This window comes from Gardnerella sp. KA01000 (assembly GCF_049244035.1).
GTDB classification, from domain to species: domain Bacteria; phylum Actinomycetota; class Actinomycetes; order Actinomycetales; family Bifidobacteriaceae; genus Bifidobacterium; species Bifidobacterium leopoldii.
The window spans coordinates 422,544-441,258 of sequence record NZ_CP058367.1 but is presented as its reverse complement, the minus strand read 5'-3'; the positions used below and the strand labels follow the sequence as shown (position 1 = coordinate 441,258).

Genomic DNA, 18,715 nt, shown 5'->3' with positions numbered 1-18,715 from the left:
CTATAGTAGACGGTAGTTGCCTAATTAGTTGAAAGATTTATTAGTAGAAAGATTTATTTACATGATTGCTGCGTTTACAAGAGCACGAGTGTAGTCATTTTGTGGATTATTGAGCACATCATTTACACTGCCACATTCCACAACTTTTCCTTCATTAAGAACAATAACTCGCGTTGCTAAATGCCGGATCATACCCAAATCATGACTTACAAATATGCATGACATGCTTTTACGCTCGGAGCGAATGGATGCAAAAGCGTCTAAAATGCGAGTTCTTTCCGCAACATCAATTGCACTCATAGGCTCGTCAGCAAGCAAAACTCGAGGATTATTGATTAATGCGCGAGCAATACAAACACATTGCGCTTGACCGCCAGAAAGCTCGTGAGGATGACGTTCCAAAAAATCTTCAGGTTTTAAGCCTACTAATTTCAGCATTTCACAAACACGCTGCTCAATAGTTGCATCGTCTAATTTAAGCGATTTTTGCCATATTCTAAGAGGCTCAGCAACACTTTTTTGAACTGTCCAGCGTGGATCCAATGCGGCAAACGGATGCTGAAATACAAGCGACGATTCGCGTCTCATAAGCGTACAAGCATTTTTATTTACTTCTAATAAATTGGCATTATTTACAATTTCACCGCAATAAGTAACGTTTCCTTCGCAAAGAGTTTCAAGCCCCAACATAGCGCGTATAAGAGTTGTTTTGCCGGAACCAGATCCGCCAATAATCGCCAAAGATTCGCCGATATTAAGATTTAAATCTACGCCTCTTAACACTTCAGCACGAGTTTTTGCGCGACCTAAAATAACGTGAATATTTTTTGCATTTATAAGCGAATTTTCTTCACTATTGCCAATACGGGAATTAAATTTCTTAGAATCAACGTTTGCAGAACCAGTATTTGCAAAATCAACATTTGCAGAACCCACTTTTACAGAATCTAAATTTTTAGAACCTAAATTTTGCGCTCTAAAAGTCAACTTTTTAGCAGCACTCACTAATTGTTTAGTAGAAGAAATACGCGGATTATCAAGCAAATTCTTAATATTTTCACTATCGACCACACGCCCAGAATCAAGCACATAGCAACGATTAGCAGCATGCGAAAGCACAGAAAAATCGTGCGTTACAAAAAGCATTGAAGCGCCCATATCATCTACAAGTGAAGCAAGCATTCGCACAACTTCACTTTGTGTAACCGAGTCAAGCGCGGTAGTAGGCTCATCAGCCAAAATCAAACGCGGAGAAGTAATCAAAGCTGTAGCAATACCAACTCGCTGCTGTTGACCTCCAGAAAGCTCAAACGTGCGTTTAGATGCGAGATTTTTCGACAACCCTACTTTTTCAAGCATCATGCATACTCGATTGTGAATATCGTCATCATCTAGATTGTAATGTATTCGCAAAGGCAAAGAAATTTGTTTTTCAACGCTTAACATTGGATTAAGCGCTCTATTAGCCTGCTGAAATACTACACCAACGTATTTTCCGCGAATAGAAGCTAAATTTTCATCTTTTGCTTTCACTGTTTGAAAATTGCCAAGCATACAAGAGCCTGAAATTTCAGCATTTGACGGCAATAATCCAGTTATAGCTCGAATTAGCATAGATTTGCCAGAGCCAGAGGAACCAACTAAGCCAACACGCTCACCGTCAGAAATCTCAATTGATACGTTGTCAAGAATTAGTTTTCCGCCAAGTTTTAGCGTGAGATTTTGAATATTTAAGCTCATTTTTCCCCTACTTTATTCGTACTTTTTGATGAAGGATCTAAAACTTTGCGCAATACGTCACCAAAAAGATTAAGAGCAACAACAACCACAGTCACAATCAAACCCGGCCAGACAACCGATAAAGGATTTACGTGAATTAACGAAACAGAAGTAGCCAACACGCGCCCCCAGCTAGGAACTCCAGAAGGAACACCAATACCCAAGTATGTTAAGCCACTTTCAGCCAAAATAACAGTTCCTGCAGAAAGAGAAAGCTCAACAAAAGCAACAGGAATAATATTTGGTAAAACATGATGAATAAGAACATATTTACGCGAGGAACCTTGCAAAACAGCTGAAGTCACATAATCAGATTGCAACGCAAGCTGCGCACTAGGTCGTACAATACGTGCTAAATTCAAGCCATAGCCAGTTCCACAAGCAATAACAATCACAACAACACTAGCTCCAAACGGAACTGCAAGTATAAGCGCAATTAAAACAGTTGGAATAGAAATCAATGCGTCAACAGACATAATGCTTATTGTGCGAACAATTTGTGAACTAGAAATCATAAAGCTCAAAACAATAAACCCAATACAAGTAGCAACTAGAACAGTAGAAAAAACGAGAATCAGCTCAATTCTTGAACCTGCCATAAGCCAACTAAGCATATCTGAACCAGTGCCGTCCGTGCCAAGCCAATGCGAAAAAGACGGCTTCTGCCATACTTTAAAACCATTAGTTTCTAAAAGTGAGTACGGAGTCCATAAAAGCGAAAGCAAAGCAACAAAAAACCATATTGCAAACGTTAAACACACAAATTTACCGAAAGTAGCATTCCATATGCGCTTAAACAAAGTAGATTTTACTTTGATACTTTTTTTAGACATATTGCACATAAAAACTCACCTTATTCGCATGTTAGATTCAACAATAGGAAATTAATTCAAACTATCTTTAGATAACCTAGGGTCAAGTAGTCGATGGGTAATGTCAACTACAAAGCCGATTAGTAAGAACAGCGCAGCAAGCATAAAAAGCTCACCTTGCACTGCAATTAGATCGCGCAAACCAACATCTCGAACCATTCCCGTACCAATACCAGGTAAGGAAAACAGGTTTTCAATAACCATCACGCCCATAACCATATGAGCGAAAGTTAAACCAATAACAGATACAAGTTGAGGAAGAGCAAGTCGCAAACCAACACGCCACACAACTTGTTTGCGAGTCATTCCGCAAGCCATAGCTTGAGAAGCTACTTCACTTTTAACAATATTTTCAACAGTTGCAGCAGTGTAACGCATAAAACTAGATCCAACAATAAGTCCTACTGTAAGAGCCGGAATAAGAAGAGACGCAAAAGCTTCAGGAAATTCGCTCCAGCCATCTGTAGGGAAACCTTGAGTTGGCAACAAACTGAACACACCAATACCGCGTCCTAATAGCAAAATAAGTAGCATGCAACCCCATAATGCTGGAACAGAGCCTGCTGTAATAGCCAAAAAGCGCATAATTGCCTGTGAAAGTTTGCCTTCATGAGTAATTTGCAAACATCCAAGTGAAATACCAACTACTAAAGCAATAAACAGACCCAAAAGAATCAGCGGAAAAGTAATAGAAGCACGCATCGCAATAGTTGAACTTACAGAACGACCAGTTAACATAGACACGCCAAAGTCACCGCGGAAAACACCACAAATCCAGTCAACATACTGCGTAAAAAGTGGTTTATTAATACCAAGTTCTGCTCTAAGCTCCTCTACTTTTCCGCTAGGAGCGTTTAAGCCGGCCATAACTTGCGCAACATCGCCCGGAAGTACACGTAACGATATGAAAATAACTACAGAAATACCAAGTAAAGCAAGAGTAAACAGCAATACTCTGTAGCAAATCATGCGAAACATAAAATGCCTCCTTTCTATGTTCTTCTAGTCGAAACGCACCACAAATACACAAATTCGGGCACTAGTGCAGTTTGCGCGCTGCGCGAGTGTCTCATTTTGCATATTTTGAGACGCTCGCGCGGATTACGCTCGCACACTACGCTCTATGCGCGAAGGCAGGTCGTCAGCGTACACAACCACAACCAAATTCCCAATGTGCCCACATGTGAGTCTTCCCTGCCTTCGTCAATCGAGACGGAGGCAGACCTCGCTTGCGCTGAAAGCACACTGTGCTTTCAACTTGAGCAAGCTCGGCGCTCCGAGTTGCCTTCGCGCGCTACGCTCTATGCGCGAAGGCAGGTCGTCGCGCACAGCTAACACAAAATCAGTTAAGCCGCAGGTTGTATAGCGGCAAAATCTCTTGATTCATGTCAAAAGGCATTCCTTCAAGATTCTTCATTTTCGCAGTTACAACGCGATAGTTAAACAGCCAATCAGCAGGAGCATCCTCGCTAATAATTCGCGCAGCTTTAGCAAGCAATTTATTTGACTCTTTAGGATCCGCACAAAGCATAGCTTTAGCATACAAATCCTGGACTTGCTTATTGTCGTAACCGTAGTAATACGTAGGATCCGCCCACTGCCCAAAATCGTGACTCTCATTGTGATCAACCATCGACAAATCATACTGCTTATTCTTATAAACATCTTGAAGCCAAGTAGTAAACTCAACAATATTAACTTTCAAATTGATTCCAATAGGCTTCAATTGCGAGCGCAGCTGATCGCCAATTTGCGTGCCGTAAATATTCGGATAAGTAAGCGTCAAATCCATAGGATGAGATTCGTCAAATCCGACTTCCTTCATTAGCTCCTTAGCGCGCTGCAAATCATGAGGATACAGCTTAGTTAAATCCTCATAACCAGGGTCAAGAGAAGGAATTGGACCACCAAGAGCTAAATCCGTGCCGCCACGAGATGCAATAATTTGCTTGTGATCAATCGCGTAACGAATAGCTTTGCGCACGCGCTTATCCTTAGTACGTTCGCCTTTCATATTCATAGCTAGAACAAATTTATCTGTGCCATTACCTGCACTGACATCGTAACGCTTGGAATCATCTTTAAAAGGCTTAGCAAGTTGACCAGAAATAGGAGCTAATGCTTGCACAGAACCGGAAGAAAGTGCGTCAACCGCTGCGTTATCGTCAACAAAATAGCGAACTACTATCTTATTAGTTTGCGCACGATGAATACCTTTATAACGCGGATTTGCTTTTAAAACAACACGATCATTTGGCACAAATTTGTCAATTAAATACGGTCCAGAACCAACTGCTTGAGTTTTTGCATCATACTTTGCGCTTTTATCAAAAACTAAACCTGAACGACTGCAAAGTGCCCACAAAAGCTTAGCATTTGGCTCTTTAAGAGTGATTTCAAACGTGTAATCATCTTTTGCTTTAGCAGACTCAACTTTTCCAACCATGTTAGAGCCGCGATATTTTTTAGCAATAAGCTCGCTAAACGACCATTCTGCATCATGCGCAGTAAGCTTATTGCCGTTAGAAAATACAGCACCCTTACGCATGTGGAATGTGTAACGCAAACCATCTTTACTTACTTCCCAGCTTTGAGCTAACGAAGGAACTACCTGATTAGTAGCATTGCGAGCAACTAAGCCTTCATACACGTTACCAATAAGCAACTGGTCGAGTGAGGAACCTGATTGATTACGGATATCAAGATTCGTAGGAGCTAACTTTAGACCTATAGATATAGTTTTGTTCGAAATTTCCGATACTGAATTTGATTTATTTGGTTTATTAGATGTAGTAAGAGTTGCAAAAATTGCACTAAACACTACTACCAAAACAATAGCTAAGCTAAATAGCCAGATCTTGCCCATTTTGCGTTTCGAGCCTGAATAAGCATATTTTTCAGCTTCATTCAGCGAAGAGTCAGTGCTCGCAGCGAAAGAAGTGCTTTTATTAGTCTCATTGTTAGTTTTACCGGAGAATTTTTCAGTCGCGCCGTTTTCTTCGTGCACGCTTTCCTCAGGTTTGCTGTTAGCCATACCATAAACCTTTCTTAATGGCATATAAACATTATTTATTTATTATTATTTATTTTTTTATTTATTCTTTATTTATTTTTGTCTTATAGCTCGCCGCTTTATTGGAAATGCACATTTGCAAACATAACTATTTGCATACCACATAAACCCAAATACAAGTCGACTGCATTACTAATCGTAGTCGATTGACAAGCCAGTCTCACCTATGGCGCGTCCAAAAAATCAAATCATATTTTGTATATTTTTGTAATATTTTTATACCAATACATATGAGATATATCCTACGAATGTGGTTAAATTCCAACAGAACGTAAACTTGCAAACGTACGCAATAATCGACATAAGATTAAAGCGTAGAAGCGCGCAAATTCACGAAATATTAAGATGCATACACGTATCTCATATGTTAAAGCTCATATGTTAAAGCTAAAGCGAGGAATGATGGCTGAGAACTTGAATACTACGGTAACTGTGAACGAATCCTCGGATCCGCAAAACAAAAGCGGCGAAGACCGTACAGCATTGAACCGTCAACTGGCACAAATGCTTAAAGGCGGCGTGATTATGGATGTCACCACCCCAGAGCAGGCGCGAATTGCTGAGGATTCTGGCGCGTGCGCAGTTATGGCTTTGGAACGTATTCCTGCTGATATTCGCGCAGCCGGCGGCGTTTCTCGTATGAGCGACCCAGCAATGATTCACGGCATTCAAGAGGCTGTGTCTATTCCTGTTATGGCAAAATGCCGCATCGGTCACTTTGTTGAAGCACAAGTGCTTGAAGCTATCGAGATCGACTACATCGACGAAAGCGAAGTGCTTTCTCCAGCCGACGACGTGTATCACATCAATAAGCGCGATTTTGCTGTGCCTTTCGTTTGCGGTGCTAAGGATTTGGGCGAAGCTTTGCGCCGAATTAACGAAGGTGCTTCCATGATTCGCACTAAGGGCGAGCCTGGAACTGGAGACGTGATTCAGGCTGTGCGTCACATGCGCATGATGAATTCCGCAATTCGTAAGCTTACAAGCATGCGCGAGGATGAGCTTTTTGAAGAAGCCAAAAATTTGCGCGTGCCTTTCGAACTCGTAAAATACGTTGCACAAAACGGCAAGCTTCCTGTTGTTAACTTCGCAGCCGGCGGCGTTGCTACCCCAGCCGACGCTGCTTTAATGATGCAGCTTGGTGCCGAAGGCGTATTCGTTGGCTCCGGCATCTTTAAGTCTGGAGACCCAGCAAAGCGCGCTGCCGCAATCGTTAAGGCTGTAACTAATTACAAGGATGCCAAGATGATTGCTCAACTTTCCGAAAACTTGGGCGAAGCTATGGTTGGCATTAACGAGCAGGAAATCAAGCTTTTAATGGCTGAGCGAGGCGAGTGATTTTGTCAAACTCACCTACCAATACTGATAACTCCGCTCATACTGTAGCAGTTTTAGCTGTTCAAGGTGCTTTTCTTGAACATCGCTTAATGCTTGAAAAATTAGGCGCGCACGTTATTGAACTTCGTCAAGCGCGCGACTTGGAGCAGTCTTTTGACCGCTTAGTACTTCCGGGCGGCGAAAGCACTGTGCAAGCTAAGCTTCTTCGTGAGCAAAATATGCTCGAACCTTTGCGCGAGCGCATTGCAGGAGGGATGCCTGTTCTTGGCACTTGCGCAGGTTTGATTTTGCTTGCGAAAAACGTGGAAGGTGACGAAGTAAACGGTTTTGGCACTTTAGACGTAACAGTTAAACGCAATGCTTACGGACGCCAGCTCGGAAGCTTCCATTGCGAGGCTGAATTTGGTGAGCTAGGCAATGTGCCGATGACGTTTATTCGCGCGCCTTACATTGCAGAAGTAGGCTCTAATGCCAAAGCTCTTGCAACTGTAGATGGTCATGTTGTCGCCGCGTGCCAAGGAAAGCAAATCGGCACATCCTTCCACCCGGAGCTTGACGACGATATGCGAATCCATCAGCTTTTCCTGGATTTGTAATCGAATTTGCAAATAAAAACGTAAGTAAAGCGCCAGTTAAAGCGTAAATCTTAAATAAGTTACATACAAACCTTCGCAAGTAGCAATATTTGCGGAGGTTTTTGATTCTGAACATTGACACAGAACGAAAACTATCCTGCCTTCATATTTATCGACGAAGGCAGACCTCCCTCACATTTGGAGCACAACACAACCCAAAGCCCTCCAAGCACGAGCAAAATTACCCACGTTTGGAGCAAAAAACAACAAATAAACGATATTTACTATTAGCGCAAGTTTCGTTGATAAATCGAAGCCATACCTTTGAAAATAAGATCCGGATCGTAATAGTCAATCGATTGCACGTCATTTTCAAAAAGCCTACCCAAGCCACCAGTAGCAACTACCTTAAATGGCTCGTCTATTTCAGTTTTAAATTGTGCAATTGTACGCTCAATTCCACCCAAGAAGCTGTAATATAATCCAGCTTGCATTGCGAGTTTAGTAGATTTTGCAAGAACAGACTGCGGTCTAGCTATTTCCACTTCTGGAAGCTGAGCCGTGTTATCCCAAAGTGCCGCAGCTGCAGTACGAATACCTGTGCAAATAAGTCCGCAAGTAATAGCACCACTTTTATCTATATAGTTATAAGTTGTTGCCGTACCAAAATCAATAACTAATACAGATCCTCCATACTCACTAAACGCACCAACACAATCAGCTAAACAATCCGCGCCAAGAGTTCTTGGCTCATCAATACGAATATTCATACCGGTTTTAACACCAGGACCTACAATCATAGGATCAATATGAAGAAATTTGATAATACTAGCGCGGAATGAATGCATAACTTTCGGCACAACAGAAGCAACGATAACATCTTCAACATCGTTTATTGTAAATCCGCTTAAATGCAAAAATTGCGCAATCATAATGCCATACTCGTCTGATGTATGATTAGACTTTGTTGTCATACGATAAGTGCCAACAATTTGGTTATTTTCCAAAAAACCCAGCACAATATTCGTATTACCAATGTCTACTGCTAATAACATGTGTGTCTACTTCCTATATTGGCATTTACGGATTAATTAAGTTAATCTGCAATCATGCGCGCACGTATTGTATGTGTATTTATACTATCCTATTGTATTTATACTACTTTTGCTAATGATCTTACTTTTACGCAAAATTAAGCTGCTTTTACGAAATCACTTAATTTTAATACGTTACGAAATTATCTAACTACAAATCCTTGATTGTAACCATATTCTTGAAGATCTTTTTCCCACAATAAAAGACCATCTTTTAAAGAAATACGTTTACCAGGATCATCTGGAAGCCACAATTTACTTCCATCATCTTGAGTAACACCAGCATCAATCATGGCTTGCACGTTTAATCTAGCTAAAGATTTAACACTCCAGTCATATGCTTGACCCATAGTTGCTCTAAAATCACTTCGCGAATACACTTCAAAAGGCAAATACCTGTATCCCGTATCCACGCGATTAGCGGCATCTGCAAATACACGATTAAACTTCTGGCCGCCAAAATAAGGTATATCAATGCCTCGTGAATCACGAATAGTAGCTCTATCTAAAAATGACTTATCTCTAAGCGTAACAACATCTGCAGGAAACGCTCCACCATTGACACGAGTACGAATTCCATGCATATCATGGCATACAAAATTCACAAATCGCATTGCTGCTTCAGGCTTACGACTCGATTTAAGCACAGATAACGAAGAACCGCCCATTTCTGCATTACGCTTTTCTCCGTGCATAGTTGGCACATTCGTCACCTTCCACAATCCTGCAGTTCCAGGCACATTTTCCAGAAGCAAAGACGGCATCCAGGCTCCTGAGAAAACAGAAGCAATCTTGCCAGCTCCAACACCGTTCTTCCAGCGTTGACTCCAAGTTGTAGTTCTAATGTCAATCAATCCTTCATCAATCATTGATTGCCAGAACTTTGTAAACTCTTCAGTACCCTTATCTTTGCTCAATCTAACAGTAACTGTTTTCCCATCATGAGAAGTCATAAACGGGTGTCCACCTGCAAGCCAAATCATAGCGTTATAAAAACTTGCGTCACCTGAGTCTGCTGCAATATACACACCGATATCTTTAAGCTTACGAGCAGCGTGACGGTAATCTTCCCAAGTGTGTATTTTTGTGGCATCTACACCAGCCTGCTTAAACACGTCATCATTATAAAACCAAGCCATTGGGCCAGAATCCATCGGCAAACCGTAAACACGTCCACCAAGTTGCACAGAAGACCATGTTCCAGGAGTATAGAATGTGCGAGTATTTTTCACACGATCAGTAATATCTAAAAGCTGTCCACTTACAGCATATTGCGGAAGAGCAAAATATTCTAATTGAACAATATCTGGCACACCATAGCCATCTTGAATAGCACTATTAAGATTGCTATATCCGCTAGTATCTTTTACAGTTACATGAACATCTGGATTATGTAATTCAAATTCTTCAGCAAGTCGTTTCATGCTTGGTTCCCAAGACCAAACACTAATTTGAGTTCTAGAATCTTTAGTTCCGCATCCGCAAGAAAACAGCAAAGAAAAAACACAAAGTATCGACAGAAGCAAGCGTCCAAAATGATTGCGTTGTTGCAAAATTCTTGCAAATGCAGACATAAGATTTGCCATCCGTTACTTTATGTTACTCAACGTTGTTATGCGCTTACTCAACAGTTACAGACTTTGCAAGATTACGAGGCTTATCAACATCATAACCTTTTAACTTTGCCATATCCATTGCAAATAATTGCAATGCAACTACATCTACAAGAGGACTTAGCAAAGTCGCACATTTAGGACGCCAGAACACAATATCTGCATAGCGAGAAGCATCTGGATCACCCTCTTCTGCAACAGCTATAGTGAAAGCTCCGCGCGCTTTAACTTCTTCAATTCCAGAAATAACTTTCGCATGAAGCACATCACGACCGCGAGAAGATGGCACAATCACAACTACCGGCTCACCTTCATCTACAAGCGCAATAGGACCGTGCTTAAGCTCACCCGCAGCAAAACCTTCAGTAAACGTATACGCAATTTCCTTAAGCTTCAACGCACCTTCTAGCGCAACAGGATATCCAACATGTCGACCTAAGAAAAGGAAAGATTTAGCTTCCAGAGTATGCTCAGCAGCTTTCATAATTGATTCAGATTGTGTATCAAGTACATGCTGAATTTTATCCGGCATCTCTTTTAATTGCGCAACGATTTGCTGAATTTCGTCGCGATACATAGTGCCTTTTACTTGCGCCAAAAACAGACCAAGCATATAGGCTGCAACTATTTGCGCAACAAAAGCTTTAGTAGATGCAACTGCTATTTCTGGACCTGCATGCGTGTAAAGAACTGCATCAGATTCGCGCGGAATGCTAGAACCTTGCGTATTGCAAATTGCAAGAACTCGACTACCTTGCTCGCGCGCATGGCGCAAAGCCATAAGCGTGTCCATTGTTTCACCAGATTGCGAAATAGCAACAACCAGCGTGCGATGAGTCAAAATAGGATCACGATATCTAAACTCATGCGCTAATTCAACTTCTACAGGCACACGAACCCAATGCTCGATAGCATATTTTGCAACCAATCCGGCATAACTTGCAGTTCCGCAAGCAACAACAATAATTTTATCTATTGAACGCAAAACATCTTGGCTAATATGCACTTCATCTAGCACAATATTTCCTTGCGCATCAAAGCGACCTCGCAAAGTGTCAGCGACAGCATGTGGATCCTCATGAATTTCCTTATCCATAAAGGAATCCCAACCGCCTTTTTCTACTGCAGAAGCATCCCAATCAACCGTAAAACAAGTAGGATTTTCAACAATATTATTGTCAAAATCAGTTAGAAGCAAAGATGCCTTGCCGCTGCCATCTACATCTCCAATGCACACAGCTTGATCTTGACCAACTTCCAAGACTCGATCCGTATAAGCAACAAAAGCTGCAACGTCAGAGCCAAGGAAATATTCACCGTCTCCAAGACCTACGACCAAAGGCGAATCGTGACGAACAGCAGCCACAATACCAGGCTGACGAACGTCAACAGCAAGTAATGTGAAAGCTCCTTTTAACATTTTTGCAGTACGACGAAGAGCTGTGAATAAATCAGGCTTACCAGTTTCGTTTACAATATCATTCGCAATTTTGCCAAGTAATTTTGCAGCAACTTCAGTATCTGTTTGAGAAGAAAATTCGTATCCTTCTTCGTGAAGCTGCTCTTTTAATACAACAGCATTTTCAATAATGCCATTATGAATAAGCGCGATTTTGCCATCTGCACTAGTATGAGGATGCGCATTAATGTCACAAGGAGCACCATTAGTAGCCCAACGAGTATGACCAATAGCTGCACTCGCCTCAGGCATAGGGTTTGCATCAATATCATTGCGAAGAACAGATAAACGACCAGCTTTCTTTCTCACAGTCGCACATTTCATCCCAGGAGCAACTAAAGCTACGCCCGAAGAGTCATATCCGCGATATTCTAGACGCTCTAACCCACCTAAACAAACTTCTAAAGGTTTTGCACAAACTTTTCCAAAACCTGCGTATCCTACAATGCCACACATAATCTTCTATTGTACGTTATGCGAGCGAGTGCACGCCAGAGAAGCACACAAAAACTATGCAAAACTACATAAATAAGATACGTTTCTTACGTAAATTACAATACGTGATTTAGGAAATCTTTAAAACGATCAGTTTGCGGATTAGTAATAATATCTGCACTACCCTGCTCAACTATGACACCGCCATCCATAAACACAACCTGATCTGCAACCTCACGCGCAAAACCAATTTCGTGAGTTACTACAATCATAGTCATGCCATCTTTAGCAAGATTTCGCATAACGGTTAACACTTCACCTACAAGCTCTGGATCTAGCGCAGATGTTGGCTCGTCAAATAGCATAATTTCCGGTTTCATAGCAAGAGCGCGAGCAATTGCAACGCGCTGCTGCTGACCGCCTGAAAGTTCTGCAGGATAATGGTTCATACGCTCATCCATGCCAACTCGCTTTAGTTCTTCAATAGCTAAATCGCGCGCTTCTTGAGCTTTCATATGCATAACATGAACAGGAGCTTCCATAACGTTTTCTAAAGCCGTCATATGAGGGAATAAATTAAAACGCTGGAATACCATGCCAAGCTTCGCACGCTGTTGAGCAATTTCTTTGTCGTTAAGAGCCTGCAGACATTTCTCACCTTTATGCATTACTTGCTTTACACCGATGCGCTCGCCATAAATACTTATATTTCCTGCAGTCAAAGTTTCTAGTTGATTAATTAAACGCAATAACGTCGATTTTCCAGAACCGGACGGACCCAAAATAACTGTTACGCTACCTGGATTCACTGTCATATTAATACCGTTAAGTACATGCAATTGACCGAAAGATTTCTGCACGTCGTTAATAGCAACCGCAGGAAGATTAGATTTTGCTTCTACCATTTATTCACATCCAATTTGTTTGTTTCATGCAAAATTTAAAGTTTACAAAGAAAAATATTTAAAATTTAAGCTATTATGCGTTTATTCAGGCATTAAATCCGAGCATAGCAGCATCATTTCGTCCTTTAACATTTTTCCGTTTAGCATCTAATGATTGATCGCCGCGCTGATCAGAATCAGTATTAAGTTGAGCATGCTTTACAATATCTCTTGCTTCAAAACCTTTAGCAAAATGCTTCTCGAGCATGTATTGCAAAACCATCAAAATGGAAGTAATAATCAAATACCAAATACTCGCAACAAGAAGAAGCGGAATTGGTTTATAGATACGGTTAGCAATAGCATTTGTAGCAAATTGCAATTCAAGAGTAAACGGAACTGCAAGAACTAACGAAGTCGTTTTTAGCATACCGATTGTTTCGTTACCAAGCGGAGGAACAATAATACGCATTGCTTGAGGAAGAATTATACGCCTCATAGTTAAAGCTCTACCCATTCCAAGAGCCTTAGCAGCTTCAACTTGTCCACTATCGACAGCTTCCAATCCTGCGCGAACAATTTCCGACAAATAAGCGGATTCATTCAAAGACAAACCAACTACAGCAGCAGTAAGAGAAGTCATAATCACATTAGAATCAATAGACCAAAATTCTACAGAAGTAAAAGGAATACCAATACTAATTCTCGGCACAAGAACCGCAAACATGCCCCAAAATACAAGCTGCGTATAAACAGGAGTACCACGGAAAAACCAAATAAAGAACCAACTTACGCCACGAAGCACAGGATTAACTGACTTACGCATCATCGCTAAGCCTACAGCAAACACGATTGAAATTACCATAGCAATTAGCGTAAGAAGCAACGTCCAGCCAATACCAGAAAGCACATTATCGCTTATTAGATATATTCCGACTACTTGCCATTCAAAACGAGGGTTAGTAATAATACTGTAAAGAAGCGAACATGCTATTACAGCTACAATGACTCCGGCAATAATAGGTCCTGGCTTTTTTACTGGCAAAATACGTTCAGAGTTAGCTACTCCGGACTTGCTCTTAGCAGAGTTACCAATTAAAGAATTCAAAATATGCTCCAATAAGTACGTTTATACAAAAACAGCAAAGTAAAGAAACAATCTGAGCCGAGAATTAAATCACGACTCAGATTAACGATATCATTTTAGATAATTATTCGATTATTTGATAGCTAAAGTTTGATAGCTAAAGTTTTATAGTTTTGGATTAACTACAGACTTTTCAATAGCAACATCTTCAACGCCCCACTTCTTCAAGATATCCTTGTAGACGCCGGACTTCATAAGCTTATCAATACCAGCTTTTACAGCCTTCAACATCGCTGCATCACCCTTTTTAACAGCCGCTCCCATTGGTTCAGAATCCTTGCTGTTTTCCAAAATTTCAAGCTTTCCAGGATTCTTAATTGAAGCGTAACCGGCAACAGGAGTATCTGCATACATAACATCAGCGCGACCGGAAAGAAGTGCGGTAGTTGCGTCAGTTTGCTCCTTGAAGCTCATGATTTCAAGAGGCTTATTCCCTTTAGCTGCGCACTGTTTCTTTGCTTCTTCCATAATAGGTTCGCCAACAGTTCCAGTTTCCAAAGTTACTTTCTTGCCACAAAGGTTCTTTGGATCTACTTTAGTAGGATTTCCCTTACGCACTTCAAAAGACAAACCTGCGTTTGCATAAGTAATAAAGTCTACAGACTTCATACGTTCAGCATTTACTGTAAAACCAGAAATACCGACATTATATTTGCTTCCTATTGCTGGAATGATTGAGTCAAACTGAGCATGCATAATTTTTGCTTTTAAGCCCATGACCTTTGCAAGAGCCTTCGAAAAATCAATTTCGTAACCTACAGGAGTTTTACCGTCTGCAGCAAAGAATTCTGCAGGGGCATAACTTACGTTTACACCAACAGTTAACTCTCCTGTTTTTGCAACTTCTGCTGGTACCAATGCTGCAACAGCATCATCTTTTTGCACATGACTTATATCATAGCTACGAGCAATATCAGGGTCTGCTTCTTTAGAATCAGCAGGTCCACATGCAGCAATACTGCCAATCATTACTAAAGATGCAACAATAGCAACAGGCTTCATAGATTTAAACATAGTTCTTCTCCTCATGTATGTACTAAGAATCTATAATTTGCATTAATGTGTATAACTATACACGATAACCCTACAAATTCAACAGCCTTTTATACGATTATTGAATATACGAAGATACTCATGCAGTACATCTGCACAATAATTATGCTTTTCATAAACAAAAACTGCATATTATGCGCAATAATGTATAATATGTGCGTGTCGTATTGTCGCACTTTCTATCCCATGCAAAGCGCACATGCGTTTCAAAAACGTATAAAAAGAAGCATCAACTCTTAATCAATACTACGAGAACGCAGATTACGGTAACGCATTTCACGCAGAGCCTCTCGCTTATCTTGCTCCTCACGCAAAGCCTGACGCTTATCAAATTCCTTTTTACCGCGAGCTAAAGCAATTTCTACTTTTACGTAGCTTCCCTTAAAATACAAACGCAAAGGCACAACAGTGTAGCCTTTCGCCTCAGTTTGCCTAGAAAGCTTAGCAATCTCAGCAGCATGAAGCAGAAGCTTACGCTTGCGCTTAGGAGCATGATTATTCCATGTGCCGTTTAAATATTCAGGAATATTTGCTCCTTCAAGCCACATTTCACCACGACGATCAATATTCACAAATGATTCAGCTAAAGAAGCACGCCCTTCGCGAAGTGACTTAACTTCAGTACCAGTAAGAGCAAGACCTGCTTCATAACAATCTTCAATTACATAATCATGATGCGCTTTACGGTTTTGTGCCACAGTAACAGTGCCATCTTGCGCAGGCTTATTTGCCATAATTCCCCTCCAGTACACATCACACACAAAAGAAACTTGCCATAAGATACTACTATCTTATGGCAAGAACAATAAGTCGTAAATCTTACAACGTTTTCAATTTCAATAAATTGAAAACTATGAAGTGCTTATATTTAATAATGAATGTACTCATAATCGCCTGGATTATAAATAGTTTCATAAGCAGGGAATGTTGCAAAACCAGTTCCACCTTCAGAAATAAGAACTGATCCATCAGCATTCACACGTTCCACAACCGCAACATGTCCATATTGCCAATCAGCATTCCAATTACCAACACGTTGGCCACGAGCAAACACCATAACAGCACCAACATGTGGAATTCTATTAACTAAATATCCAAGCCTACGAGCAGTATTCGCCCACTCAGCACCATTACCCATGTAGGAGCCAACAGGCAGACCAAGTTGCGAACGACGCAAATAAGCCCATAACGTGCATTGACGAGCAGGATAAGCAGAACCACCAACAGTGTTTCCAGTATTATGCCCGTAGCAGAACTTAGAACCTTCTGCGCAATTTCCAGGAACAGTATAATTCATACCATTAGCAGCGCCATTAGAAAGTTGCATCGGAGGAAGGTAAACATTCTTCCCAGAACTTCCATTCAATTGCTGACGATTACCAGCATTCGGATCGGCTTTAGCGAATGACTTATTAGCAAGAGCACGCGCTTGAGCATCGATGGCAGATTTCATTGCTATAATTTCTGCAGCCTCACGCGCAGACTGAGAAGTCAAACTACTCTTTTGACCTTCCAGCTGCTTACGAATCTCTTCACCATGATCTCGCAAACTTTGCAAGGACTTTTTGCGATCATTGGCAGCTTTCGCAGCGATTTGAGCACTTTGCGCTTGGGCATCCGCCTGCTGCTTTAACTTGGTTATTTCTGCTTCAATAGCAGCCAAACGCTGACGACGATTCATAGAAGTATTCAACTTGATAGCAGCATCATTAGCAGCGTTTGCTTCACTTCTAGCAACAGCAGCCTCGGATTGTAACTTTCCAACAAACTGTTCTGTGGTAGTTGATTTAGTCACAATATCCATAACATTAGATGCCTGAGAACCATGGAAACTCTTACGAGCAAGCTGTGCTACAGCAGCCTTAGCATCATCAAAATCTTCACCAGTTTTTTTAATTTTCTCTTCCAAATCACGCTTATCTTTTTGTGCAGACTCTAGACGCTGCTGCGTTGATTCTACAAGACTGCGCGCCTGAGAAGCTTGCTCTTCTGCTTGTTGAGCAGCTCGTATTTGATTTGGAATTTTATGCTCATTTAAATCATTCAATTCAATGATCTTATTTGCAAGTTGTTTACTTACACCAGCAAGTTGGCGCTTCAAATTCTCGTTTCGTTGTATTTTGCGCCTATATTCCTTCATGTTGACAGCACTTGCTGTAGACGCATTAAATAATGCACCAGCAACACCAGCAAACATCATTGAAATAGCAACTATTAAACTCACTACAGTATGAGTGCGTCGAATTGCATACATGCTATGTCGATCTTCGCTCATATCACTTCCCTTTCAACATCACTATTGCGAATTATACCGTAATGCAAGGAATCACGCGAGTTTCTACTTCAAATCTTCTAAAATAGTACTTTTATAATACTCATACGAAAATAACGCAAATAATTACACACCTATTATTTTGCATTTTAAGCTTTTAAGTATCGCCTCAAAGCAATAGCAGAAGCAACTATAGATAACACCACTGCACCAGCTACAAGTATTGGAACGCATAGCCACACAGTTGTTTGAGTAACAAATGGCATCCAACGCACATTCTGAGCAAGCCAATCAGTTACAAAAATTTTAACTACTAAACTTAACGCAGCACCAGCAAGTAAAGAACCTACAAACGACGCGAACGCTCCTTCAAGAATAAACGGCATACGAATAGTCCAGTTAGAGGCACCAACTAAGCGCATAATTTCGGTTTCTTGACGACGGCTAGCAGCAGACATTCGAATCGTAGTGCCAGTAAGCATAATAGCTACAACAACCATAACCGCTGCAAGCACAATTGTCACAACAGTAGCGCGATTAAGTACACTGAAAACAGGATCAAAAATCTGACGCTGATCAACAACTTCTTCCACACCATCGCGTCCAGAAAGAACTTCTGAAACAACCTGATATTTCATAGGATTAGTAAGCTTCAAGCGCAACGAATCTTGCATGTCTGCCGCAGTTAAAGTACGTCCTTGATACATTCCGTTAGGATATTGCTTTAAGAATGTGTTTTTATAAAATTCATTGCGGCTAACATAAGTGATATTTGAAACATCATCGCCTAATTCTTGGTGAATAATATGCTCCAATTTTACAATTTCGGCACTAGTGGGCGCTTTCCCAGAAGCACAAGAAGGAGATTGGCTAGTTCCATCCGGGCACAGCCAGGCAACCACTTCTACTTTGTCATACCAGTCACCTTTTGCCTTGGTAATCTGCGCTTGCATAAGCACTGAAACACCAATAAAAAGGAAAGAAATGAACGTTACAAGCATAACCGAAAGAATCATCGAAACATTACGACGCAAACTAATGCAAGTTTCGGAAAAAATAAATCGTAAACGCATTACTCTGCTCCTTCAGTTTTATTAATGTCATTATTGCTATCGTCAACA

Annotated in this window: 15 protein-coding genes; 2 read left to right on the top strand and 13 right to left on the bottom strand. The window is 40.9% G+C overall.

What is annotated here, in order from left to right; all coding sequences use genetic code 11:
- Positions 1-57: 57 nt before the first annotated feature.
- From HXT58_RS01565 to HXT58_RS01550, 4 genes are all read right to left on the bottom strand, one after another.
- The gene (locus HXT58_RS01565; RefSeq protein ID WP_064340220.1) at positions 58-1,740 is read right to left on the bottom strand and encodes an ABC transporter ATP-binding protein; all 1,683 of its coding nucleotides are present in this window, start codon (positions 1,738-1,740) and stop codon (positions 58-60) included.
- On the bottom strand, positions 1,737-2,621 hold the full coding sequence (locus HXT58_RS01560; protein ID WP_004118899.1) for an ABC transporter permease: 885 nt from the start codon (positions 2,619-2,621) through the stop codon (positions 1,737-1,739). The genes HXT58_RS01565 and HXT58_RS01560 overlap by 4 nt, the downstream gene beginning before the upstream one ends.
- 42 nt (positions 2,622-2,663) lie before the next feature.
- Entirely contained in the window at positions 2,664-3,629 is a 966-nt protein-coding gene (locus tag HXT58_RS01555) for an ABC transporter permease (protein WP_064340219.1), read from the bottom strand.
- Positions 3,630-3,993: 364 nt separating this feature from the next.
- Positions 3,994-5,685, bottom strand: coding sequence for an ABC transporter substrate-binding protein (locus HXT58_RS01550; RefSeq protein WP_064340218.1), 1,692 nt, complete (start codon positions 5,683-5,685; stop codon positions 3,994-3,996).
- Positions 5,686-6,228: 543 nt separating this feature from the next.
- Between HXT58_RS01550 and pdxS the strand changes: the two genes are divergently transcribed.
- Both pdxS and pdxT read left to right on the top strand, forming a co-directional pair.
- Positions 6,229-7,062 (top strand): pyridoxal 5'-phosphate synthase lyase subunit PdxS, encoded by an 834-nt coding sequence (gene pdxS / locus HXT58_RS01545; RefSeq protein WP_064340158.1) that lies wholly within the window; start codon positions 6,229-6,231, stop codon positions 7,060-7,062.
- A complete protein-coding gene (pdxT, locus tag HXT58_RS01540; RefSeq protein WP_004118885.1) occupies positions 7,059-7,658 on the top strand; it encodes a pyridoxal 5'-phosphate synthase glutaminase subunit PdxT in 600 nt (199 codons plus the stop codon). Before pdxS ends, pdxT begins: the two co-directional genes overlap by 4 nt.
- Positions 7,659-7,924: 266 nt before the next feature.
- On the opposite strand, the gene HXT58_RS01535 is transcribed toward pdxT, so the two are convergent.
- From HXT58_RS01535 to ftsX, 9 genes are all read right to left on the bottom strand, one after another.
- The gene (locus HXT58_RS01535) at positions 7,925-8,692 is read right to left on the bottom strand and encodes a type III pantothenate kinase (protein ID WP_004107486.1); all 768 of its coding nucleotides are present in this window, start codon (positions 8,690-8,692) and stop codon (positions 7,925-7,927) included.
- Between the two features lie 182 nt (positions 8,693-8,874).
- A complete protein-coding gene (locus HXT58_RS01530; protein WP_421775656.1) occupies positions 8,875-10,305 on the bottom strand; it encodes an ABC transporter substrate-binding protein in 1,431 nt (476 codons plus the stop codon).
- 46 nt (positions 10,306-10,351) lie between these two features.
- Positions 10,352-12,259 carry a glutamine--fructose-6-phosphate transaminase (isomerizing) gene (gene glmS, locus HXT58_RS01525; protein ID WP_004118863.1) on the bottom strand — a complete coding sequence of 636 codons (1,908 nt, stop codon included), beginning with the start codon at positions 12,257-12,259 and terminating at the stop codon, positions 10,352-10,354.
- Positions 12,260-12,354: 95 nt separating this feature from the next.
- On the bottom strand, positions 12,355-13,143 hold the full coding sequence (locus tag HXT58_RS01520; RefSeq protein WP_101886097.1) for an amino acid ABC transporter ATP-binding protein: 789 nt from the start codon (positions 13,141-13,143) through the stop codon (positions 12,355-12,357).
- Positions 13,144-13,228: 85 nt separating this feature from the next.
- Complete coding sequence (locus HXT58_RS01515) at positions 13,229-14,230, bottom strand: amino acid ABC transporter permease (RefSeq protein ID WP_112928750.1); 1,002 nt, start codon at positions 14,228-14,230, stop codon at positions 13,229-13,231.
- A gap of 144 nt (positions 14,231-14,374) precedes the next feature.
- Positions 14,375-15,283, bottom strand: a complete 909-nt coding sequence (locus tag HXT58_RS01510; RefSeq protein WP_004118845.1) for an ABC transporter substrate-binding protein — start codon at positions 15,281-15,283, stop codon at positions 14,375-14,377.
- Positions 15,284-15,558: 275 nt separating this feature from the next.
- The gene (gene smpB, locus HXT58_RS01505) at positions 15,559-16,056 is read right to left on the bottom strand and encodes an SsrA-binding protein SmpB (RefSeq protein WP_004107461.1); all 498 of its coding nucleotides are present in this window, start codon (positions 16,054-16,056) and stop codon (positions 15,559-15,561) included.
- 134 nt (positions 16,057-16,190) lie between these two features.
- Positions 16,191-17,597, bottom strand: a complete 1,407-nt coding sequence (locus HXT58_RS01500) for a CHAP domain-containing protein (RefSeq protein WP_004107459.1) — start codon at positions 17,595-17,597, stop codon at positions 16,191-16,193.
- Between the two features lie 146 nt (positions 17,598-17,743).
- On the bottom strand, positions 17,744-18,667 hold the full coding sequence (ftsX, locus tag HXT58_RS01495; protein ID WP_004107457.1) for a permease-like cell division protein FtsX: 924 nt from the start codon (positions 18,665-18,667) through the stop codon (positions 17,744-17,746).
- Between the last annotated feature and the right edge of the window lie 48 nt (positions 18,668-18,715).